Below are 21,769 nucleotides of genomic sequence, written 5' to 3'. Positions count from 1 at the left end.
CCTGGGAGGAATTGGCCCGGTACTGACTGGCCCGGGAGGGATCGGCCGGGAGCCGATTGGCCTGGGAGGAATTGGCCCGGTACTGACTGGCCCGGGAGGGATCGGCCGGGAGCTGGCTGGCCTGGGAGGAATTGGCCCGGTACTGACTGGCCCGGGGCGCCCTGTCCGAGATTCAGCTTGGGGATCGGAATTTCCTTGGGTAGCTCCATGCCGGGCGGCAGCGGTAGCCCCTGCGGAATCGGAACGGAATCCGGAAGCGGCAGCATGCGTAGATCCGAAAGATGTAGATCCGGCAGGTCGAGCCCGGTGAGTTCGCGGAGCGGAAGGGTGATGTCGGGCACCGTGGTGAGGACCACCTCGGCCATCTGTGCGGGTATTGCGGCGAGCTCGCTACCGGTGGTCGAACGGTAATCGGTCGAATCGCTCAGCGTGAAAGTCGCGAGCGGGGCCGCTACCGCAACAGTGGTGACAACCGGGAGCACGTAGGAACGTTTCGGTTTGCGGTACGGCACGAGCGTCTCCATTCAGGTCGAACCGAGCGATCATCTGCACGAATGTCAGGGTTGCTTCCTGATGCACCAACGACCACACTAGTTCACAACTGTCACAAATCTAAACCTTTGGTTGAGGATCATGTGATTGCTCGAATGTAGCTCTTGGATTGCGCCCGGATGGCACGACATGCCGAGCGGTATCGAACCGATCAGGTCCCGAAAAACCGTGGGAGTGAACGGATGCGACGCGAACAGCAGCGAAATGGGCTACCGCGGGGGAGCGGAAAAATGCGGATGAAAACGACAGCGGCGGGTAGGCGAATTGGCCGTAGGCGGATATCGCGAACCCCGATATCCATCCGTCCGGTGCTGGTCACGGGTGGCGCCGCCATGTTGGCCGGAACCGTGATCGCGTGCTGGGTCTGGCCGACCGACGCGCCGTATCGGGCGCTCGCCGGACCGGGGCACGGGCGCGGGATGAGTCAGGTCGGCGCATTCGACAGCGCACAGGAGGGCTGGGCCGCCGAGCGCATCCTCGATCACTACTACCCGGGCGCGACCCTGGGCAAGATCTCAGCAACCACCGTCGGGGTGCGACTAGTGGAACAGGACGACTCCACACTGGACGCCTACGCCGACGCCGGGTTGCGGGTCGCTGGCCAATTGCTCGCACCCGGTCAGGTCGCCCACCTCACCGCGCTACCCAATGGCGGTGCGCATGTGGTCGTCACGATGGGCTGTGACGGCGAGGTGCTGTGGCAAAAGACGGTCACCGACCCGTGGATCTATCCGGTCAATCCCCGGCCCAACCGTCCCGCGGCCGAACATCTGACCCTGTGCGGCGGTTCGGCCTATCGCGGCTCGCTCGGCGTTGCGATGGAGAACGGCGAGGCGCGCACGGTGAATCGCGTCGATGTCGAGGACTATCTGATCGGCGTCGTCCCGGCCGAGGTGCAGGCCAATTGGGCCGATAAAGGTGCGACGGAAGCCCTTCGCGCACAGGCGATCGCGGCGCGCTCGTATGCACTCGCCGAACACCGCTACCCCTATGCGCAGACCTGCGACACCACCGACTGCCAGGTCTATCCGGGCACCGCCAAGGAGGATCCGCGCGCGACCCGGGCCATCGCGGCGACCGCGGGAACGGTACTGCTGCGGGACGGTCGAATTCTGCGTGCGGAGTACTCCGCCGCCCCCGACGGCGGGGAACCCGCCGATATCTATGCCTTCGATGTCGGCCCCACACCGGCCGAACTCGGCACCCCGGTGGTCGGCGCGGCCGCACCGCCCGTCGACCCCCGCAAGCAGACCCTCACAGTCGAATCGCCGATCGAGGCCGAATACCGCCGGATCGGCGGCGCGAACAGCGCGCTGGGCCAACCCCTCGGCCCCGAGATGGCCCTCTCCGAAAACGCTGGCACCTACCGCCTTTTCACCAACGGCGTCATCATCGCAACCCCCACGCTCGGCGCCCGGGTCGTCGACTTCACAACCCTCATGCAACTGGTGCCGGATCCACACGGGACCACAACCCAGGAGGGTAAGCCGGGCAGCACGGTGCCGCCCGCGGGCACGGTGCCGCGGGGAAGTGCAGTGCGACCGAACGCCAACGGTTCACCCGGGACCGCAGTGCTTCCTGGCGGCACTGCGTCGCAGGATGGGGCGTTGCCTGGAGCCATCCTCGGTCCCGAAAGTTCAGTGCCCGCAGGTGTGCTCGGGCCGCGTGGTGTGGTGCCGCCCGGCGGCAGTGTTTCGCCTGAGGGGGCATTGTTGGGCGGTGTGCTCGGACCGCAGGATGGGGCGTTGCCCGGAGCCACCCTCGGTTCCGAAAGTTCGGTGCCCGCAGGTGTGCTCGGGCCGCGTGGTGTGGTGCCGCCGGGCGGCAGTGTTTCGCCCGGGGCGGTGCTGCCCGGACGTGGACCCGAGAGTGCCACAGCGCCAGGAGGTTTCGTAGCGCCGGGCAGTAACGCTGTGCCGAATTCCACGGTTGCGCCCGGAGGTACCGTCGCACCGAGGACCGCGTCGACCCCGACCCCGCCACGTCCACCGGCTGTCTCCGGTGGGCCGACGAGCGAAGAACTGTGGCAGGAGGACGCGGGGTAGGCCCTGGTTCGGGTAGGTACTGGGTCAGGATGCGGGGGTATCGCCGAGTGATTCGGCCAGGGTGCGGAGTTGGTCTGCCAGCTGATCTCGGTTTTGTTGATCCAGGACGGCGAGTAGGCGCTGTTCGTTTGCCATGTGCAGGGGCAGCAGTTCGTCGATCAGGGTGCGGCCGGTCGGGGTGAGCTGGACGAGGATGGCTCGGCGGTCCTCTGCGCACGGGACGCGCTCGACCAGGCCCTTGGCGGCCAGTCGGTCTATGCGGTTGGTGATGGCGCCCGAGGTGAGCATGGCGACCTGGTTCAGCGCGCCCGCGGTGAGTCCCTTCGTGCCGCCGGAGCGCCGCAGCGTCGCGAGCATGTCGAACTCCCAGAACTCGAGTCCGTGTCCGGCGAAGAACTTCTTCAGCTCCTGTTCCAGCAGTCGGGACAGCCGCTGGATGCGCCCGATCACCGCCATCGGTGATACGTCGACGTCCGGCCGTTCCCGGTTCCAGTGTGCGGTGAACAGATCGATCGCATCGGCCATGGGCGTTCCTCTCGATAGTGATTATCTCAACATTCATCTACTTGACGGCGAGATATGACAGCGGGTAGATATTTCAACGTTGAGATTATCAATGAGGAGCGACCGACATGACAACAACCACCGCCGCGCGTAGCTCGTACGCGGGCACCCTGGCGCTCGCCGCACTGGCCCCGATCACCTGGGGCTCCACCTACGCGGTCACCACCGAATTCCTGCCACCGGACCGTCCGCTCTTCACCGCGCTGATGCGCGCCCTGCCCGCCGGGCTCGCGCTGCTCGCCATCACCCGAGTCCTGCCGCGCGGCATCTGGCTCGGGCGCGCCGCCGCACTCGGCGTCCTCAATATCGGTGCGTTCTTCCCGCTGCTGTTCTTGGCCGCGTACCGGCTGCCCGGCGGTGTGGCCGGAGTGCTCGGCGCGGTCGCCCCGATGTTCGCGCTGGCCTTCGCGACCGTCGTACTCGCCGAAAAGCCCAATGGGCGCAAGGTGATCGCGGGTCTGATCGGTGTCTTCGGTGTCGCGCTCGTCGTGCTGCGGGCCAATGCCCAACTCGACACCGTCGGCGTCATTGCCGGACTCGCGGGCGCGGCGTCCATGGCGATGGGCACCGTGCTCACCCAGCGCTGGGGGCGGCCCGAAGGCGTCGGACCGCTCGCGATCACCGGATGGCAGCTCACTGCGGGCGGCCTGTTCATTGCGCCGCTCGCCTTCCTGATCGAGGGTGCACCGCCCGCGCTCGATGCTTCGGCCATCGGCGGCTACCTGTACCTCGGCGTGATCGGCACGGCGCTGGCGTACTTCCTCTGGTTCCGCGGCATCTCCCGGGTGCCCGCCACCTCGGTCGCGTTCCTCGGACTGCTCAGCCCGGTCTCGGCGGCGCTGATCGGCTGGATCGCACTGGGTCAGGCGCTGAGCCCGCTGCAGGTGCTCGGACTCGCCATCGCCCTCGGCGGCACTCTGCTCGGACAGGTGGTCGCCAAGCCGCGGGTCGCGCCCGCGGTGACCGAGCGTCGCGTGCCGGTGGGAGTCCGTTAGAAAGTCCAGGTCGAAATGGGTTGACCTTGACGTAACGTCAACTTGCAAGCTGGTTGTACCGACGAGAAAGAAGGGAGAACAGGTCATGAACTCGGACACCGAATGGTCCATCCAGGATCTGGCCAAGGCGGCCGGTACCACCAGCCGCACACTGCGCCACTACGGGCAGCTCGGGCTGCTGCCGCCGAGCCGGATCGGCGCCAACGGCTACCGCTTCTACGACCAGGACTCCCTGGTTCGGCTGCAACGCATCCTGCTACTGCGCGAACTCGGCCTCGGCCTTCCGGTCATCGCCGAAGTTCTCGCGGGCGAACAGGACACCGCCGCCGCGCTGCGCACGCACCTGGAACTGCTTCGGCACGAACAGGATCGGATCCGGCGCCAGATCGACTCGGTAACCAACACGCTGCACAAGACGGAACGAGGTGAACAACTCATGGCAGCAGAGGTTTTCGACGGTTTCGACCACACTCGGTACAAGGATGAGGTGATCGAACGCTGGGGCAAGGACGCCTATGAGCGCAGCGACCGCTGGTGGCGTTCGCTCAGCGAGGCGGACAAGAACCTGCACTTCCAGGCCCACCTGGATATTGCCGCCGACTACGGCCGGGCGCACGCGGCCGGTCTCGCCCCCGATAGCGACGAGGTTCAGGCCATTGTCGCGCGGCACTACGAATGGGTGGGCGGCGGTTCCCAAAGCCGCCCGTCCTTCGAGCACTTCACCGGACTCGGCGAAATGTACGTCGCCGACCCGCGATTCGCGGCGAACTACGACGTACACGGTGAAGGGACAGCCGAATTCGTGCGCGACGCGATGAAGGCGTACGCCGAGGCCAACCTTCGGTAGTCCGAAAGCTCCCGTGCTACTGGGGGATCGAGTAGTGGGGCGTCCGCATATTGCGTGCGGGCGCCCCGCTTTGCGATATCTGCCATGGCGATTCGGTTTCATGCGGCCGGGCACAGGCCGAGTGGGCGCACCGGCGATGTTTCGACCGGTAGCCGAACCGGTGGTGGCGCCGCTCGCGGCCGCCGTCGTGCCGTCGACCGGCCGCTGGATTGCGACGCTACTGAGCCGAGCCCGGCGGCCGTAGGATCGGGTGGTCCGCAATGAGCGGGGAGGAGCGTCGGCGATGCTGTACAAGAGTGAGGATCGGGCCCCGAGTGGTGCGGTCGCGCAGACCGCCGCGGTGCTGGCGGTGCTCGGCGGACTGACCGATCTGATCGGTGGTGCGGCGCTGCTGACCGACTTCATCGGCAATCGCAGCCGCTTCGACAATTCCCTCGTCATCTTCACCACACTCGGCGCGGCGCTCATGGCCTTTGCCCTGATCTTCGGCGGCGTCCAGCTCTGGCGTCAGGACGAGACCGGTCGATACACGCTGATCCTCGCGTCGGGCGTCTCGATCGCCATCGGCATTGTCGGACTGGCCTTTTCGCTCACCAACCACGAATTCGGCCTCGGTATCTTCTGGTGGTCCACCGCCGACCATCATGCCTGGGTGTCACCGCTGTTCGGCCTCGTCGGCCAGACGAGCGCCCTGATCCAGGAAAACCTGCTCCGCAGCGCGATAGACCTCGCCCTACCACTCCTCGTTCTCCTGCTGGCCGCCAACGGGTACGCCGCCCGCTGGACCGCCGCCCGCCCCACCCGTCCGCCCCACCCTGCCCTGACCTACTGATCGCGCTCGCATCGAGCGAAACCGCCATGGCGCGGTAGAGTTTCGCGATCGAAGTGGGAGGGAGATCTCGATGGGTTACCCATACGGCCAACCGGGTTATGGCTATTCGCAACCCACATACGGCTATCAGCAGCGGGCGAGTGGTGGTACCGCGCTCACCGCCGCGGTCTTGGCGGTGATCGTCGGCCTACTCGGCCTCATCGGTGTGATCTTCGGATTGTTCGTCGCTATCAATGAGAGCAACAAATCGGACAATCGCCGCTACGGTGCGCCGCCATCGGAAGTGCCCGGCTCCGTCTACGCCCTGATCGCAGTCGGGGGACTCATCGCATTTCTCTGGCTGCTCGGTGCGATGCTTCTGTTCCGCCGGAGAACGGCGGGCCGGGTAATCCTGATCATCATGTCCTCGCTCAGCCTGATCGTCTCCGCCTTGGGCCTTGTCACCGGCAATCCCATCACTGTCATCGTGGGCGTCATCCCGCTGACCATCCTCATCTGCGCTTCCGTCGGTTCCACCGGCCGCTGGATCGCCGCAGCCCGCATGCACCACCCCTACGGCCAGCCGGTCCAACCGTATGCGGCGCCGTATGGTCAGCCCGTGCCAACGGCCGCGCCTTATGCGCAACCTGCGCCCTTTGGGCAGGCATATGGCCAGGTACCGGATCCCTATCAGCAGCCAGGCTTTCAGCCCGGGCAGTACCCGCAGCAGCCTCCTGTTGGTCAGCCGCCCTATCCGTATCAGTGACCTCCACCTGTCGTCCTAGCCTCGCTACGGCGGACAGTCCAGTCGCTCTGAAGCCAGTTGCGCGCCGTATCGAAGACTGCACGCCGTATACCGGCGCAACTGATGGCGAGGCACCGGCTGGCGGCGGGCGATACCGCCGCGCTCCTACACCTTCAGTCGCTTCGGAGCCGAGATCACTGCCATCGGATCGGTGGTGGTTTCCAGTACCTCCCAATCGGTCAGTGCCCGCGCGGCGTGCCGGAACCAATGTGACGTGACTGCAACTGCTTGTGGGCCGGGCGCGGCTGTCGGCTAGCCCCGAAGCGCTTGCAGCAGTTGGTCTTCGGTGATGGGTGGCACTGGGAGAGGGTGGGCGGCGGTGGCGCGGAGGCCATCGAGGAGTAATGCCAGGTGGCGGCGCCAGGCTTCGGGGGCGATCTTGGCGGTGGCTTCGATGATGCGGGTGTGCGACCAGGTGATGAAGGCGATGTCCTCCAGGACCCAGTCGGGGCGCAGCGCGCCGGATTCTTGTGCGCGGGTGACGATTCGGCGCATCAGGCCGTGGCCGAATTCCTGGGCGCGGGCAATGGCGGGGCTCGGGGCGCCGCGTAGGGCGAGGTCGCTGAGCAGGCGGTCGGCGGCCTGGATTTCGCAGACCTTTTCGACCAGGTAGACGAAGGAGTCCCAGGGGTCTTGGATTTCGAGCGCTTCCTGGGCGATGCGGGCGCCGGATTCGATGCGGTCCTCGACGGCGGCGGCGATGAGATCGTCGCGGGTCGGGAAGCGGTTGTAGAGGGTGCCGATGGCGACCCCGGCGCGGGCGGCGATTTCCTTGAGCGGCGCGTCTAGGCCGCGTTCCTCGAAGACCGCGCGGGCGGCGGATACGAGCGCGTCCCGGTTGCGTTGGGCATCGCTGCGTAACGGCTTGTCCACGGGCATTCGCCGATCCTACAAATCCGCGGACGGATTTATCTTGAGCATAGGTTCAACTTAATGGTACCGTCGAAGCTAACTTGAACTACTGCTCAACTTAGTGAGGAAGTATGACCAAGACGATCGCGATATTCGGATTCGGGCCCGGGCTCGGCATGGGGACCGGGCGGCGGTTCGGTCGGGCAGGGTTCCGCGTGGCGGTCATCGGCCGGAACCCGGATAAGGCGCACCAGCACGTCGAGGATTTGACCGCTGAGGGCATCGAGGCCGCCGCCTTCCCCGCGGATCTCACCGACGAGAAGCAGCTGCGCAGTGCGGTCGACGATATTACGAACAAGTTCGGCCCAATCGATGTCGCCATGCACGGCGCCGCCATGGATATCGGCGACCGCGTCCCATCGACTCTGGACGTCGATGCCGACAACCTCCGGGTCCCGCTGGAGGTGAAGGTGTACTCACCGATCTGGATGACCCGTGCCGTTGCCCCCGCAATGCTCGAGCGCGGCGAAGGGGCGCTGCTGTTCTCCTCCGGAGTCTCCGATAGGAACCCGCTCCCGTTCCTTTCCAACGTCGGTGTCGCCCTCGGCGCGCAACGCAACTACGTCCGTCAACTCGCCATCGAACTCCAGGGCACCGGCGTCTATGTGGGCCTGCTCAATATCGGCGTCCTGATCGGCAACAGCAAGGCCGAGCGCATCATCGACGAGCACCCCGAAGCCATCCCGGCGGGTTTGGAGATCGTCCGCATGAGCAATGACGAACTGGGCGACCACTATTGGCGCATGTACACCGCCCGCGACACCGTCGAATCGGATATCGGCTTCCCCGAATGAGTTTCGATCGGATCCAACCCGGCCGTCGCATCGCGTTGCGATACGACGGCCGGGTCGACACCGAGACAAGCTGTATCAACGGGCTCGACCGAGCCCGCGCGCATCCGCGGGAATCGGGCTGCTCACCTGCGGCGCTATACCGCGCACATCGACTGCAGGACACCCTTCAGAATCGGTGCGCCGTATGTGGTCGGCGCGAATGCCAGGGTCTGCGCCATCGATAGCGGGGTAAGGATGGTGTCGCTGACGCCGGTCCATCCGGCCGCCAGATTGGCGACCGTGAGCAGCAGGCTGGTCACATCCAAGGTCAGGGTGGCCAGGTCGAAGGCGTTCTCCACCTTCATATCCGCCAGCGCGACGGTGTCGAGCGCCTTGCCCTCGTACAGATCGAAGCCGAGGTTGGTCAGGAAGGTCACCGGACCGTAGTCGAGTGCGTCGACGAGTGGGCCCAATTCCTCGGTGCGGCGCATCAGCGCCAGCTTGGCGACCCGGTTATCGCGCAAAAAACCCTGCAGCGATTCGGTTCCCGCATTCAATCCGGCCCGATCCAGCGGCAGATCCGCCTGTTCGAGGAAGGCCCTGGTGCGTTCGACCAGCGTCCGCGTGGTCAATTCGGCCACGGGCGTACATGTTCCGTTCGCCCGCACCAGCGTGTTGGCGAGATCGACCAGCGGCGTCGGCAATTCGACGTGCTCGGTGTAGAGGGATTCGTCGAGCACCAGCTTCGGATACGCGTTCGGCGCGGCGCAGTTGGCGGCCAGGAAGTCCTGCACCGTGCGCGCCAGCGATTTCACACCGCTGAACACCGCACCGACGATCGGCTTGAGGAAGAACCCGACGGTGGGCACCAGACTGGCCGCGAACTGCGCCGGAATCTTCACGATCCGGGTCGCGAGGATGAAGACCTCGATGACGTCATTGACCGTCAGCCGCGATACCGACATGGTGGTGTCCAGCCGTCCGGTCCGGACCGCGTCCAGGCCGTTGACCAGGTAGGTGACGATCGGATCGTCCAGGAATTCGGTGCGCTCGTTCACCGTCGACGGCGCGACCGGCAGTCCGTCCCGGTGCACCCGCACCGCGGCGATGGTGTTACGGAAATCGGCGACCTGACGGTCGAAGGCGGTGATCTGCGCGGCCGGAACCGTAGTGCGCAGCGCGGTCGCGGCGGCGGTGACGATGTCGTCGAAGGTCGGCGCGCCGGTGACGCATACCGCACCCGCATCATCGACCGCCGTCGTCGCCAGGGAATCGAATTCGGCCGCCTGTGCGGGAGCCGGGACGACTATCGCGCCACCGAACAGGGCGAACAGTGTGAGCAGGCATATGAACGGTGCCGCGCCCGTGCGCGAGGCAGCGCTCAGGAATCGGGTAAGAGTGTTGCGCATCATCAGGTCTTCCGGGTCGGTCGGTCGTTGGTGCAGTCGACGAACCAACGCGAGGCACGCGTACTGGACGTCCGATCAGTTCGCGTGGATATGTAATAGCCGATCGATTGCCGTCACGTAGCCATTTCGGCAAACTTCTGGAGAAATCTGGATGGCATCCGTTCCACTTCGGCCTACCTCGCGACTCCACCCGGACCTCGCGCGGACTTCCGATACGCTGGGCTCCCGTGACCGTCGCATCGTCCCCGGGTAACTCCGCAAACTCCGCCTCACAGTTCGATCTGATCGTTGTCGGCTCCGGATTCTTCGGGCTGACCGTCGCCGAGCGCGCCGCCAATCTGCTCGGCAAACGGGTGTTGGTAATCGATCGTCGCTACCACCTCGGCGGCAACGCCTATTCGGAGCCGGAGCCGCAAACCGGGATCGAGGTGCACAAGTACGGGGCGCACCTGTTCCACACCTCGAACAAGCGGGTGTGGGATTACGTGACCCAGTTCACCGAATTCACCGGCTACCAGCACCGGGTCTTCGCGATGCACAAGGGACAGGCCTACCAGTTCCCGATGGGCCTCGGTTTGATCTCCCAGTTCTTCGGCCGCTACTTCACCCCGGACGAGGCGCGCAAGCTGATCGCCGAACAGGCCTCGGAGGTCGAGACCAAGGACGCGCAGAACCTCGAGGAGAAGGCGATCTCGCTGATCGGCCGCCCGCTGTACGAGGCGTTCGTCCGCGATTACACCGCCAAGCAGTGGCAGACCGATCCGAAGGAACTGCCCGCGGGCAATATCACCCGCCTGCCGGTGCGCTACACCTTCGACAACCGCTACTTCAACGACACCTATGAGGGTCTGCCCAAAGAGGGCTACACGAAGTGGCTGGAGAATATGGCCGTCTCGGAGCTGATCGAGGTCCGGTTGAACACCGACTGGTTCGATGTGCGCGAGCAGATCCGCGCCGAGAACCCGGACGCGCCGGTCGTCTACACCGGCCCGGTGGACCGCTATTTCGACTACAGCGAGGGCGAACTCGGCTGGCGCACCATCGATTTCGAGACCGAGGTGCTCGATACCGGTGACTACCAGGGCACCTCGGTGATGAACTACAACGACTCGGACGTGCCCTACACCCGCATTATCGAACCGCGGCACTTCCACCCGGAGCGCGATAGCTACCCGAACGACAAGACCGTCATCATGCGCGAATACTCGCGCTTCGCGCAGACCGGTGACGAGCCGTACTACCCGATCAACACGCCGGAGGACCGCGCGAAGCTGCAGGCCTACCGCAGCCTGGCCAAGCAGGAAACTGCAACGGCGAAGGTACTTTTCGGTGGTCGTCTCGGCACCTACCAGTACCTGGATATGCATATGGCAATCGGCAGCGCGCTGAGCATGTTCGACAATGTCCTGCGGCCGCACCTGGAGTCGGGCGAGCCTCTTTCGGATGAAAGCAACGAATGACCTCCCAATCGATTTTGGAAGACATGACCACCGAAACTCGCGCGAAGTCGCTGCTGCAGCGCATCATCCTGCCTCGGCCGGGTGAACCGCTGGACGTGCGCACCCTTTACCTCGAAGAGTCGCCGACCAACGCCCGGCGCGCGCACGCCACCACCCGCACCTCGCTGTCCATCGGCGCGGAGTCGGAGGTGTCGTTCTGCACCTACTTCAACGCGTTGCCAGCGAGTTACTGGCGGCGCTGGAGCATCCTGTCCTCGGTGGTGCTGCGGCTCGAGTTGGCCGGACACGGCCGCGTCGACGTCTACCGGTCCAAGGCCGACGGTTCGCGAATCCACGTGCAGGGCAAGGAGTTCGCGGTCGCGCCGGGTGCCGAATCGGTGCACGTGGAATTCGAGACCGACCTCGGCCCGTTCGAAGACGGCGGCTGGATCTGGTTCGACATCACCACCGATACCGCGGTCACCCTGCTGTCGGGCGGCTGGTACGCACCGGTCGAGGCGCCCGGTGCGGGCACCATCGCGGTCGGCATGCCGACCTTCAACCGGCCGACCGATCTGGTGAAGACCCTGGCCGCGCTCGGTTCGGATCCGCTGGTGCTGGAGAAGATCGCCGCGGTCATCGTCGCCGATCAGGGCAACCGCAAGGTGGTCGACGAACCCGGCTTCACCGAGGCCGCCGCGGTGCTCGGCGATCGGCTCGCCATCCGCAACCAGCCCAACCTCGGCGGCTCGGGTGGTTACAGCCGGGTCATGTACGAGGCGCTGAAGACCACCGACGCCGAGTACATCGTCTACATGGACGACGATATCGAGATCGAACCCGATTCGATCCTGCGCGCACTGGCCTTCGCTCGCTTCGCCGAATCGCCCATGCTGGTCGGTGGTCAGATGCTCAATCTGCAGGAGCGTTCACACCTGCACAGCATGGGTGAGGTCGTGGATCGCGGCATCTTCATGTGGACCTCCGCGCCGAACGTCGAATACGACCACGACTTCTCCAAGCATCCGCTCAAGGACCGCGACAATTCCAAGCTGCTGCACCGGCGCATCGACGTCGACTTCAACGGCTGGTGGACCTGTGTGATCCCGCGTCAGGTCGCCGAGGAGATCGGTCAGCCGCTGCCGCTGTTCCTGAAGTGGGACGATGTCGAATACGGTTTGCGCGCACGCGATCACGGCTATTCGACCGTCACCCTGCCCGGCGCCGCGGTCTGGCATATGGCGTGGAGCGATAAGGACGACGCGATCGACTGGCAGGCGTACTTCCACCTGCGCAACCGGCTCGTTGTCGCATCCCTGCATATGCCGGGCAATGGGCGCGGCATGGTCGTCAACACGGTCAAGGCGACGCTGAAACACCTGCTCTGCCTGGAGTACTCGACGGTCGCCATTCAGAATCTGGCGATCAAGGACTTCCTCGCCGGCCCGGAGCGCCTGTTCCAACTGCTGCCGAGCGCGCTCGGCGCGGTACACGAAATGCGCAAGCAGTACCCGGACGCGGTCATCCTGCCGTCCTCCACCGAACTGCCGCTGGCCAGCCATATCGGCGTCGGTGCGGTCGGTGAACCGGCGAATCCGATCGCCAAGGTGGTCCGTCTGGCCAAGGGCGTTGTGCACAACTTCCGTCCGGCGCATGCCGAACACCATGAGCGCCCGCAGCTGAATGTGCCGACGCTGGACGCCCGCTGGTTCCTGCTCTCGCAGGTCGACGGCGTCACCGTCACCACCGCGGATGGTCGCGGCGTGGTCTACCGCAAGCGCGATCCGCGCCAGGCGCTCGGGCTGTTCAAGGAGGCCATGCGGCTGCGCAAGGAGCTGGCCGCCCGCTTCCCGGAGATGCAGCAGCGCTATCGCGCCGCCCACCCGACGCTGACCAGCACGGCGGCCTGGGAGAACGTCTTCGGTATCGACACGAGAGATGAGCAGCAGTGAGTTTGGAAGCCCCGGCCGCGGACGACAACACCGCGGTGCCCGCGCCGAGTGCGAACGGCCACGGCGGTCCGGTGTCCGCGGTCCCATCGGGACAGCCACCCGAGGTCAAGATCATCAATGCGGTCCAGGCCGCCATCGGCGGTCGGCCCGAGGTGGTCAAGGCCGCCCGCGGCATGTCGCACTTCGGTGAACATGCGCTCGGCTGGGTCGGCATCGCCGCGGCGGGCTGGCTGGTCGACAAGCCGCGGCGGCGGCAGTGGGCCGGGGTTGCGGTCGGCGCGGTCGGCGCGCACGCCGCATCCATCGTGATCAAGCGCATTGTCCGGCGGCCCCGCCCGAACGATCCATCGGTGCAGGTCAACGTCTCGACGCCGAGCAAGCTGAGCTTCCCGTCCTCGCACGCCACCTCCACCACGGCGGCGGCGGTGTTGCTCGGAAGATTGACCGGGCTACCCTTGCCTGCGGTGCTCGTCCCACCGATGTTGCTCTCCCGGGTTGTGCTCGGGGTGCACTATCCCTCCGACGTGCTCGCCGGTTCCGCACTCGGCGCCGCGTCCGCCGCTGTTGTGCTTGCCGCCGAAAAGAGACTCGATAGTGACCGCACAAGAAGAGACCTTGGTTGACATGAGTGAAGAGCCGACCAGCACCGACCTAGCCGAAGCAGTCGTCAAGGGCCCACCCAAGACGCTGGCGGGTGGGCTGTTCAAGGCGGTCCGGCCGCGCCAGTGGGTCAAGAACGTACTGGTACTGGCCGCACCGCTGGCGGCAGGTCCCGATACCGCAACCGACTTGGCCGTGCTCGCGCACGTCGGCCTCGCATTCGTGGTCTTCTGCATGGCGGCCTCGGGCATCTATCTGGTCAACGACGCGCTCGACGTGGAGGCCGACCGGGCGCATCCAACCAAGCGGTTCCGCCCCATCGCCGCGGGCGTCGTCCCGGTGAATCTGGCCTATCTGCTGTCGGTGGTGCTGCTGGTCGGATCGATCGCGGGATCGTTCCTCGCGTCGTGGCACCTGGCCGTGGTGATGACCGTCTACATCGGTATCCAGCTGGCCTACTGCATCGGCCTCAAGCACCAGGCGGTGCTGGACATCTGCATCGTGTCCTCGGGCTTCCTGCTGCGCGCCGTCGCCGGTGGCGCGGCCGCGAATATCGACCTGTCGCAATGGTTCCTGCTGATCATGGCGTTCGGCTCGCTGTTCATGGCCGCGGGCAAGCGCTATGCGGAACTGCAGATCGCGCTGAGCACCGGCGCCAAGATCCGCAAGTCGCTCGAGTACTACACGCCGACCTATCTGCGCTTCATCTGGACCCTCGCCGCGACCGCGGTGGTGGTGTTCTACGGCCTGTGGGCGTTCCAGCAGGACAATCTGAAGCACACCAATTGGTTCGCGATTTCGATGATTCCGTTTACCATCGCAATCCTGCGTTACGCGGTCGACGTCGATGGCGGCGAGGCCGGTGAACCCGAAGAGATCGCACTGGGGGATCGCATCCTCCAGTTCCTCGCAATCGCCTGGATCGGAGCGGTAGGTGTCGCTGTCTATCTCACCTGACGAACTGTTGGTAGAGGGAGTGGAGCGAACAGCACAAGCAACGGAGGAGCCGACCGAGAGGTCGGCTCGTTCCGGCTTGCGGTCCGCGCGGCTATCCCGAGCCACCTTCGTCGGTGGGATCGCGCTCACCGTCGTGCTCTTCTCGGTCGGTGCCTGGCAGCGGCGCTGGATCGCCGACGACGGCCTCATCGTGCTGCGCACGGTGCGAAACCTGTTGGCGGGCAACGGGCCGGTCTTCAATACGGGCGAGCGCGTCGAAACCAACACCAGTACCGCATGGACCTATCTGGTGTGGTTCTTCAGCTGGCTCACCAGGGCCCGGCTCGAGTACGTCGTGCTCGGCGTCGCGCTGACCGTCTCGATGCTGGCGATCGTCTTCGCCATGCTCGGCGCCGCGCGGCTGTGGGGCGGCGCTGAGTCTGATTTGCGGCCCTCCCGGGGCCCTGCGTGGTCACGCTCCGCTACCGCCTCCGGGCCCGTCGCTCGCGCCGCGGGATCGGCGCTGCTGCTGCCAGCGGGCGTGCTCGTCTACATCGCGGTGCCCCCCGCCCGCGACTACGCCACCTCTGGACTGGAGAGCGGTCTGGTCATCTGCTGGCTCGGCCTGCTGTGGTGGCAGCTGATGCGCTGGAGCCAGACCGAACGGGTGAAACTGCCCGCGCTGTTGGGTCTGGTGTTCCTGGCCGGACTCGCTCCGCTGATCCGGCCCGAGATGACCCTGGTCGGCGCGCTGGCGCTGCTGATGATCTTCCTGGCCCCGATGCCGGAGTCCCGGCTGCGCCCGATCCTCTTGCGCGCCTTGATCGTTGCCGCCGCCGGACTGGTGCCGATGGGCTACCAGGTCTGGCGGATGGGCTACTACGGCCTGCCCTATCCGAATACCGCGGTCGCCAAGGACGCGGGCGGCGCCAAGTGGGGGCAGGGCTTCAAATACCTGTGGGATCTGGTCGGTCCGTACTACCTGTGGTTGCCGCTGCTCGTGCTGCTGCTCATCGGTGTGCTCGCGGCTCGTTCGGCCCGCACCGAGACCGCGGACGTACCCGCATCGGCTGAGCAGCGCCGCTGGACGGTGCTCCGGGTGCGTGAATGGCTGCACTCGCCGAGCGCGGTCGTCACGCTCATGCTGGGCAGCGGATTCGTGCTCACCGTCTACGCCCTGCGCGTCGGCGGCGACTTCATGCACGGCCGGATGCTGCTGCCGCAGCTGTTCTGCCTGCTGCTGCCGGTTGCCGTGGTGCCGCTGCGGGTGCCCGAGGGCGGCCTGCGGGCGGCGACGGCCGGACATTGGTCCTTTGCGGTGATCCTGTGCGCGCTGCTCGGCACCGCGGGCTGGGCGCTGTTCGCGGCCAACACCACCGCCATCAAGACCGGCACCAAGATCAGCGCGTCCGGCATCGTCGACGAGCGCGTCTACTACGTGCTCAATACCGGCCACGATCACCCCATCCTGGCCGAGGATTACCTGGACTACCCGCGCATCCGCGCCATGGTGAACAACATTGCCGAAACCCCCGATGGCGGTCTGCTGCTGAACTCGCCGTCGTTCATGTTCTGGTACATCGCGCCCCCGCCGCAGCCGATTCCCGACGGCGGCGCCGGACATACCGTCTACTTTCTGAACCTCGGTATGACCAGCATGAACGTCCCGCTGGACGTGCGCGTCATCGATCAGATGGGCCTGGCCTATCCGCTGGCCGCGCATACCGACCGGCTCACCGACGGCCGGATCGGGCACGACAAGAGCCTGTACCCGGACTGGGTCGTGGTGGATGCCGGCATGGTCGATCGGCATCCGTGGATGCCCTGGTACATGGACGAAAAGTGGGTCACCCAGGCCCGCACCGCGATGACCTGCCCGGATACCGTGGCGCTGATGATCTCCTCCCGAGATCCGCTGACGCTGAGCCGATTCGAGCACAACTTGCGCAATTCGCTGCGGTTCGCGAAGTACCGTATCGATCGCGTGCCGAAGTACGAGATCGAGCGCTGCGGACTGGTCGACCCGTTCCCGCAGCCGCAACGCTGAAGTAACTGCTGTCGAGTGGCTGGTGCTCACCTCTCCAGTCACACGGGGCTCAGGGACCTCCCTGGGCCCCAGTTGTATCGATGACCTGCGACAATAAACGTGGCGCATATCGCTTTATCTCTTTTTGATAACGCCACCACATCGATGTAGCGATAGGGTACGTGAGTACGCCCGCTGGAGGGCGTCCCCTTCGACGTGGGCAAACACCAGCGGTCAACGTAGAGAAGCGGTCGAGACACGGCCGCATAACGAAAGGCCGAAACTAGATGCGAGGCGTGATCGGGCGAAGCGCGCAGAATGGACGTCTGAAAACCCGTAGAGCCGGTTCGTGGTTCAAGCGGTCGGTGCTGATGTCGCTGGCTATCTTGCTGCCGCTCGGGGTGTCAGTAGCAGGTCCGGCGGGCTCCGCGTCGGCGGCGTTCAATCCGGACGCCTTCGACTTCTGGGTGGACTCCAGCATGGGTCCCATTAAGTCGCGGATCTTCCGCGCCGCGGACGGCAACACCGGGCGCGTGGTGTACGCGCTGGACGGCATGCGGGCCCGCGGTGACCTCAACGGCTGGGAGGCCGAGACCGAGGTCGCCCGTGAGCTCACCAAGTGGAATATCAACGTCGTCATGCCCGTCGGCGGTCCCTCCAGCTTCTACGCGGACTGGAACGCTCCCGGTAACTTCCTCGGTCTGAGCACCGGTTCGTCGGGTTCGGCCAACGGCTCCTCCTCGGGTTCCGCGATGACGGGCTCCTCGGGGTGGAACGAGACGCTGGGCAAGTCGAACACCTACAAGTGGGAGACCTTCCTCACCAGCGATCTGCGCAATGCGCTGCGTGACCGGCTCGGCTTCAGTCCGACCCGCAACGGTGTCTTCGGCCTGTCCATGGGCGGTAGCGCCGCCCTCACGCTGTCGGCCTACCACCCGGATCAGTTCGTCTATGCCGGTTCGTATTCCGGCTACCTGAACATCTCTGCGCCGGGCATGCGCGAGGCGCTGCGCGTCGCCATGATCAGCGCGGGCGGCTACAACATCGACGCGATGGCGCCGCCGTGGGGCCCGCAGTGGCTGCGCATGGATCCGTTCGTCTTCGCGCCGCGACTGATCCAGAACAACACCAGGCTGTGGGTCGCCGCGGGTAGCGCGCTGCCCGGTCCCGGCGATGTGAACTCGCCGCTCGACATGGTCCAGGGCATGCCGCTCGAGGCGCTCGCACTGGTCAACACCCGGGCCTTCCAGGTGCGGATGGCGACGCTGGGTGCTCAGAACGTCAGCTACAGCTTCCCGTCGGTCGGTATCCACAACTGGCGCAACTGGGAGTCCGAGGTCTACCGCATGATTCCGGATCTCTCCGCCAACATCGGTTGATCTAGCTCGACCTTCTCGAAAACCGCCCGGTGTGTTCGCACACCGGGCGGTTTTCTGTTTGCTGGTATCAGTCCGTAACCCCGCTTGACAACGAATCGGCTGCGGGACCTCGTTGATAGTTGTGGGGTGAATCACTTTCCAGCAACATAGAGGCGTTCATCGTTTGATTGATGTACAGAGAGCATGCATACAGGTGGAATGTCTGTTTTTCGAAGGATGATCCGTCTGTATGTCCGATGAGGGGATCGGTCGAAGTTGCATATAGTTTGCTGACTGGCCGTCCGGACGAAAGGTCGAGTCGAATGCGAAGTGTGCGCTGGAAGCGTTGGCCCGGAAGCTCCGTCGGTTCCTCGACCCGGGCGAACAGTGGTGCCTGGGCCAGGAAATGGGTGCTCGGCGTGGCGACGGCCGTGCTCTTACCGCTCGGCATCGCCATTGCGGGCAGCGGCGCCACCGCGTCCGCGGGCTTCAACCCGGCGGCCTTCGACTTCTGGGTCGACTCGCCGGTGATGGGCCCGATCAAGACCCGGGTGCTACGCGCGGCGGACGGCAATACCAACCGCGTGGTCTACGTGCTGGACGGCCAGCGGGCGCCGGAAAGCCTCAATGGCTGGGAGATCGAGACCAACGTCCCAGAGGTCCTGGCGAGCTGGAATATCAATGTGGTCCTGCCGGTGGGTGGCATGTCGAGCTTCTACGCCGACTGGAACGCGCCGAGCAACTTCTTCGGCATCTCGCCGGGGTCGGCGGGTTCGTCTACCGGATCCGGTGCGACGGAGGCCTTCTTGGCGGGGCCGGGTAAGAGCTACCGCTACGACTGGGAAACCTTTCTGACCCAGCAACTGCGGTTCGCGCTGCGAGATCGCTTGGGGTTCAATCCGAATCGCAATGGTGTATTCGGTCTGTCGATGGGCGGCAGTGCCGCGCTGACGCTGGCGGCCTATCACCCGGATCAGTTCAGCTTCGCCGGTTCGTACTCGGGCTACCTCAATATTTCGGCGCCGGGTATGCGGGAGGCGATTCGAGCGGCGATGATCGACGCGGGCGGCTATAACGTGGATTCGATGGCGCCGCCGTGGGGTCCGCAGTGGCTGCGGATGGATCCGTTCGTCTTCGCGCCGCGCCTGATCGCAAACGGCACCCGGGTATGGGTGGCCGCCGGTAGTGGGCTGCCGATGTCCGAGGATCTGACCATCCCGTTCCTGGCGGCCACCGACCGTCTCGTCCGGGGTGCGCCGCTCGAGGCGCTCGCCTTGGCGAATACCAGGGCATTCCAGGTCCGCATGATGACATTGGGGGCGCAGAACGTGGTGTATTCGTTCCCGTCCGCCGGTCTGCACGCGTGGACCAACTGGCAGGACGAGGCCTACCGCATGATCCCGGACCTCTCGGCCAATATCGGTTAGCCACAACCGTGAAACGGACCGCCTGAAGTACCGGGTGGTCCGTTTCTTTTGTTCGGACCAGCATATTTGCTTACTTGTTGCTTGTGTTGTCGTCGATGAAGCCGTTTCGGTGCGCATGCCCGGTGCGGGTCCGTAGTGTGAGTCCGCGCTGGTAATTCTCTGGACTCCATCACGATCCGGTATTGCCGCAGCCTTTCGCTCGGGTGTGATTCGAATATGCCTATGTACGAGCGGTAAACGCTGAGATGTTCTGCTCATGGTAGGCGTCGGTGCGAGTGTCGATCCGCATGCGCAGTGGTGGCGATCAACGGTGATCGCACGGGCAAAGGTCGAATTGATGCGATCCAGCGGAGTGCGCGGGATAGTTGCCAGCGGTCGCGGTAGTGGGTGGCTGCGACCGTTCGATGGTCGGGGGCCCAAGTGTTGGCGCTGCCATTCGTGATCGCGGAATATCAATGTGGTTATGCCGGTGCGTGTGCATCACCCGGACCAATTCCGCTATGCCGGTTTGCATTCGGGCTATCTGAATAATCTCCGCGCCCGGTGAGTGCGAGGGTCTGCGGCTGGTTCTGCTCGACGCTGGAGGGTTCACAATGGGATCTGTGTTGGCCGCGCAATGGACCGTCCATGTTCGCCGACCTGCTGCGCGTGAACGGAACTCGGCAGTGGATCGCCTCGGCCAATGGCCAGAACGGCTCGCGTGATGTGATCAATGTGCCGACCGACGTCTGCCACCTCGGCGAAGCGATCGCGCTGGAGACGATCGCAATGGCCGATACCCGGGCCTTCCGGGTCCGGCCGACGCGCTCGCCCCCGCGAACGCGGTCTTCGATTGCCGGCGGTCGGCGCGCACCACTGGGCCGATCAAGTGTTCGAGATGCTGCCGGATCTGAGCAGGAACCTCGGGTGAGTGATTCCGGACTCCCTAGTGCCCCTAATCTTTGTTCGAAATTCCCGTTCCGGCACGACATCTCCGGGCGAACGCGCTAAGGTCACCGCACGATCACAGCTTGTGAACGTGCGGAATTCGGCTACTCGATTACCCCGGTCTTGCTAAGACTTCGCATGTCGAATAACCTCCAGCGAGCGCAAGTGTGACCAGATCGTTGTAGCGCCGTCTCTTGTGCCGGAAATGTCGGGTACCGGTTGGCATGTGACGCGCGTCTCGTTGGCAGCACGGGTGCTGCCCGGCCCCTCGTGGGCTACGGGCGGCACCACAACAGCAGAAAGAGAGCAGGATTCATGCGTTTCGGCAGGGCGGCCGCGCCGAAGAGAACCAAGTCGGGACGGCGAGGCAACCCTCGTGGTTGGCGTAGTCGAATTCTGGGTGTCGGTGCCGCTGCGTTGGCGCTGCCGATCGCCGCGGGCGTGACGGGCCCGACCGTCGCCATGGCCGCACCGGTCCACGGCCCCGCTTTGCGGGCGCCGTCCGGCGGCTTCGAGGACCTGATGGTCCCGTCGGTGATGGGCCCGATCAAGGTCCAGGTGCAGTGGGCGGCGCGCGGCGGTAACGCGGCGCTCTACCTGCTCGACGGTCTACGCGCTCGCGACGACCGCAATGCCTGGTCGTTCGAGACCAACGCCCTCGATCAGTTCAAGAACGACAACATCTCGCTGGTCATGCCGGTCGGCGGTCAGTCGAGCTTCTACGCCGACTGGTACGCGCCGAGCAACACCAACGGCCAGAAGACCACCTACAAGTGGGAGACCTTCCTGACCAAGGAACTCCCTGCCTTCCTCGAGGGCTACGGTGTGTCACGCACGAACAACGCGGTTGTCGGCCTCTCCATGGGTGGCTCCGCCGCGCTGGCGCTGGCCGCCTACCACCGCGACCAGTTCAAGTACGCCGCCTCCTACTCCGGCTACCTGAACATCTCCGCGCCGGGCATGCGTGAGGCGATCCGCATCGCGATGCTGGACGCGGGCCGCTTCAACGTCGACTCGATGGCCGCGCCGTGGAGCTCGCAGTGGCTGCGGATGGACCCGTTCGTCTTCGCCCCGCAGCTGAAGGGTCTGCCGATGTACATCTCGGCGGCCAGCGGTCTGCCGGGTCAGTACGACCGGCCGAACTCGGCGGTCGGCTACTTCAACACCGCCAACGGTATGGCGCTGGAAGCGCTCTCGCTGGTGAACACCCGTGCGTTCCAGGCCCGCCTGGCCTCGCTCGGCATCCCGGCGCAGTTCGACTTCCCGGCCGCGGGTACGCACTCGTGGAAGTACTGGGAGGCCGAGCTGTGGAACTCCCACAACGGCATCCTCGACGCCACCGGCGGTTGGTGATTCAGGGATAGAACGCCGAACGGCGCCGTTCGCTTCCG

17 protein-coding genes and 1 pseudogene are annotated in these 21,769 nt (G+C 65.3%); 14 read left to right on the top strand and 4 right to left on the bottom strand.

Features of this window, described 5'->3' with window-relative positions:
- Positions 1-512 (bottom strand): annotated as a pseudogene (locus ABZ293_RS13140) (hypothetical protein); the annotation flags it as partial.
- Positions 513-860: 348 nt separating this feature from the next.
- On the opposite strand from ABZ293_RS13140, the gene ABZ293_RS13135 reads away from it, so the two are divergent.
- Positions 861-2,597, top strand: coding sequence for a SpoIID/LytB domain-containing protein (locus ABZ293_RS13135; RefSeq protein WP_355180177.1), 1,737 nt, complete (start codon positions 861-863; stop codon positions 2,595-2,597).
- 24 nt (positions 2,598-2,621) lie between these two features.
- Here the strand turns inward: ABZ293_RS13135 and ABZ293_RS13130 are convergent, their stop codons facing one another.
- Complete coding sequence (locus tag ABZ293_RS13130; RefSeq protein WP_355180175.1) at positions 2,622-3,122, bottom strand: MarR family transcriptional regulator; 501 nt, start codon at positions 3,120-3,122, stop codon at positions 2,622-2,624.
- Positions 3,123-3,229: 107 nt separating this feature from the next.
- On the opposite strand from ABZ293_RS13130, the gene ABZ293_RS13125 reads away from it, so the two are divergent.
- The 4 genes from ABZ293_RS13125 (at position 3,230) to ABZ293_RS13110 (ending at position 6,580) form a co-directional block, all read left to right on the top strand.
- Positions 3,230-4,156, top strand: a complete 927-nt coding sequence (locus tag ABZ293_RS13125) for an EamA family transporter (protein WP_355180173.1) — start codon at positions 3,230-3,232, stop codon at positions 4,154-4,156.
- A gap of 85 nt (positions 4,157-4,241) precedes the next feature.
- Complete coding sequence (locus ABZ293_RS13120; RefSeq protein ID WP_355180171.1) at positions 4,242-5,003, top strand: MerR family transcriptional regulator; 762 nt, start codon at positions 4,242-4,244, stop codon at positions 5,001-5,003.
- Between the two features lie 283 nt (positions 5,004-5,286).
- Positions 5,287-5,835 carry a hypothetical protein gene (locus ABZ293_RS13115; protein WP_355180169.1) on the top strand — a complete coding sequence of 183 codons (549 nt, stop codon included), beginning with the start codon at positions 5,287-5,289 and terminating at the stop codon, positions 5,833-5,835.
- A 70-nt stretch (positions 5,836-5,905) separates the two neighbouring features.
- On the top strand, positions 5,906-6,580 hold the full coding sequence (locus ABZ293_RS13110; RefSeq protein ID WP_355180167.1) for a hypothetical protein: 675 nt from the start codon (positions 5,906-5,908) through the stop codon (positions 6,578-6,580).
- A gap of 291 nt (positions 6,581-6,871) precedes the next feature.
- On the opposite strand, the gene ABZ293_RS13105 is transcribed toward ABZ293_RS13110, so the two are convergent.
- Positions 6,872-7,498 carry a helix-turn-helix domain-containing protein gene (locus ABZ293_RS13105; RefSeq protein WP_355180165.1) on the bottom strand — a complete coding sequence of 209 codons (627 nt, stop codon included), beginning with the start codon at positions 7,496-7,498 and terminating at the stop codon, positions 6,872-6,874.
- A 104-nt stretch (positions 7,499-7,602) separates the two neighbouring features.
- Between ABZ293_RS13105 and ABZ293_RS13100 the strand changes: the two genes are divergently transcribed.
- The gene (locus ABZ293_RS13100) at positions 7,603-8,325 is read left to right on the top strand and encodes an SDR family oxidoreductase (RefSeq protein ID WP_355180163.1); all 723 of its coding nucleotides are present in this window, start codon (positions 7,603-7,605) and stop codon (positions 8,323-8,325) included.
- 134 nt (positions 8,326-8,459) lie between these two features.
- Here ABZ293_RS13100 and ABZ293_RS13095 read toward each other — a convergent pair whose 3' ends face one another.
- Positions 8,460-9,716, bottom strand: a complete 1,257-nt coding sequence (locus ABZ293_RS13095; protein WP_355180161.1) for a hypothetical protein — start codon at positions 9,714-9,716, stop codon at positions 8,460-8,462.
- Between the two features lie 224 nt (positions 9,717-9,940).
- On the opposite strand from ABZ293_RS13095, the gene glf reads away from it, so the two are divergent.
- From glf to ABZ293_RS13055, 8 genes are all read left to right on the top strand, one after another.
- Positions 9,941-11,173, top strand: coding sequence for a UDP-galactopyranose mutase (gene glf / locus ABZ293_RS13090; protein ID WP_354959981.1), 1,233 nt, complete (start codon positions 9,941-9,943; stop codon positions 11,171-11,173).
- Positions 11,170-13,104 (top strand): glycosyltransferase, encoded by a 1,935-nt coding sequence (locus ABZ293_RS13085; RefSeq protein WP_355180159.1) that lies wholly within the window; start codon positions 11,170-11,172, stop codon positions 13,102-13,104. Before glf ends, ABZ293_RS13085 begins: the two co-directional genes overlap by 4 nt.
- A 71-nt stretch (positions 13,105-13,175) precedes the next feature.
- The gene (locus ABZ293_RS13080; RefSeq protein ID WP_354959984.1) at positions 13,176-13,727 is read left to right on the top strand and encodes a phosphatase PAP2 family protein; all 552 of its coding nucleotides are present in this window, start codon (positions 13,176-13,178) and stop codon (positions 13,725-13,727) included.
- Between the two features lies 1 nt (position 13,728).
- Positions 13,729-14,661 carry a decaprenyl-phosphate phosphoribosyltransferase gene (locus ABZ293_RS13075; RefSeq protein ID WP_355180157.1) on the top strand — a complete coding sequence of 311 codons (933 nt, stop codon included), beginning with the start codon at positions 13,729-13,731 and terminating at the stop codon, positions 14,659-14,661.
- Positions 14,662-14,737: 76 nt separating this feature from the next.
- Positions 14,738-16,687, top strand: coding sequence for a flagellar motor control protein ZomB (gene zomB, locus ABZ293_RS13070; protein WP_355180155.1), 1,950 nt, complete (start codon positions 14,738-14,740; stop codon positions 16,685-16,687).
- A gap of 350 nt (positions 16,688-17,037) precedes the next feature.
- A complete protein-coding gene (locus ABZ293_RS13065) occupies positions 17,038-18,045 on the top strand; it encodes an alpha/beta hydrolase family protein (protein WP_355180153.1) in 1,008 nt (335 codons plus the stop codon).
- A 302-nt stretch (positions 18,046-18,347) separates the two neighbouring features.
- On the top strand, positions 18,348-19,451 hold the full coding sequence (locus ABZ293_RS13060) for an alpha/beta hydrolase family protein (RefSeq protein WP_355180151.1): 1,104 nt from the start codon (positions 18,348-18,350) through the stop codon (positions 19,449-19,451).
- A 1,242-nt stretch (positions 19,452-20,693) separates the two neighbouring features.
- Positions 20,694-21,731 (top strand): alpha/beta hydrolase family protein, encoded by a 1,038-nt coding sequence (locus tag ABZ293_RS13055; protein WP_355180149.1) that lies wholly within the window; start codon positions 20,694-20,696, stop codon positions 21,729-21,731.
- Positions 21,732-21,769: the final 38 nt, after the last annotated feature.

Source organism: Nocardia sp. NPDC005998, assembly GCF_040614395.1.
Classification (GTDB): domain Bacteria; phylum Actinomycetota; class Actinomycetes; order Mycobacteriales; family Mycobacteriaceae; genus Nocardia.
This window is presented reverse-complemented; position numbering and strand designations above follow the sequence as displayed.

Excerpts from the sequence above, each read along its gene's own strand:
- ABZ293_RS13130 (WP_355180175.1), bottom strand. The coding sequence starts at position 3,122 with ATGGCCGATGCGATCGATCTGTTCACCGCACACTGGAACCGGGAACGG.
- ABZ293_RS13125 (WP_355180173.1), top strand. The coding sequence starts at position 3,230 with ATGACAACAACCACCGCCGCGCGTAGCTCGTACGCGGGCACCCTGGCG.
- ABZ293_RS13120 (WP_355180171.1), top strand. The coding sequence starts at position 4,242 with ATGAACTCGGACACCGAATGGTCCATCCAGGATCTGGCCAAGGCGGCC.
- ABZ293_RS13115 (WP_355180169.1), top strand. The coding sequence starts at position 5,287 with ATGCTGTACAAGAGTGAGGATCGGGCCCCGAGTGGTGCGGTCGCGCAG.
- ABZ293_RS13110 (WP_355180167.1), top strand. The coding sequence starts at position 5,906 with ATGGGTTACCCATACGGCCAACCGGGTTATGGCTATTCGCAACCCACA.
- ABZ293_RS13105 (WP_355180165.1), bottom strand. The coding sequence starts at position 7,498 with ATGCCCGTGGACAAGCCGTTACGCAGCGATGCCCAACGCAACCGGGAC.
- ABZ293_RS13100 (WP_355180163.1), top strand. The coding sequence starts at position 7,603 with ATGACCAAGACGATCGCGATATTCGGATTCGGGCCCGGGCTCGGCATG.
- ABZ293_RS13095 (WP_355180161.1), bottom strand. The coding sequence starts at position 9,716 with ATGATGCGCAACACTCTTACCCGATTCCTGAGCGCTGCCTCGCGCACG.
- ABZ293_RS13085 (WP_355180159.1), top strand. The coding sequence starts at position 11,170 with ATGACCTCCCAATCGATTTTGGAAGACATGACCACCGAAACTCGCGCG.
- ABZ293_RS13075 (WP_355180157.1), top strand. The coding sequence starts at position 13,729 with ATGAGTGAAGAGCCGACCAGCACCGACCTAGCCGAAGCAGTCGTCAAG.
- ABZ293_RS13065 (WP_355180153.1), top strand. The coding sequence starts at position 17,038 with ATGTCGCTGGCTATCTTGCTGCCGCTCGGGGTGTCAGTAGCAGGTCCG.
- ABZ293_RS13060 (WP_355180151.1), top strand. The coding sequence starts at position 18,348 with ATGCGAAGTGTGCGCTGGAAGCGTTGGCCCGGAAGCTCCGTCGGTTCC.
- ABZ293_RS13055 (WP_355180149.1), top strand. The coding sequence starts at position 20,694 with ATGCGTTTCGGCAGGGCGGCCGCGCCGAAGAGAACCAAGTCGGGACGG.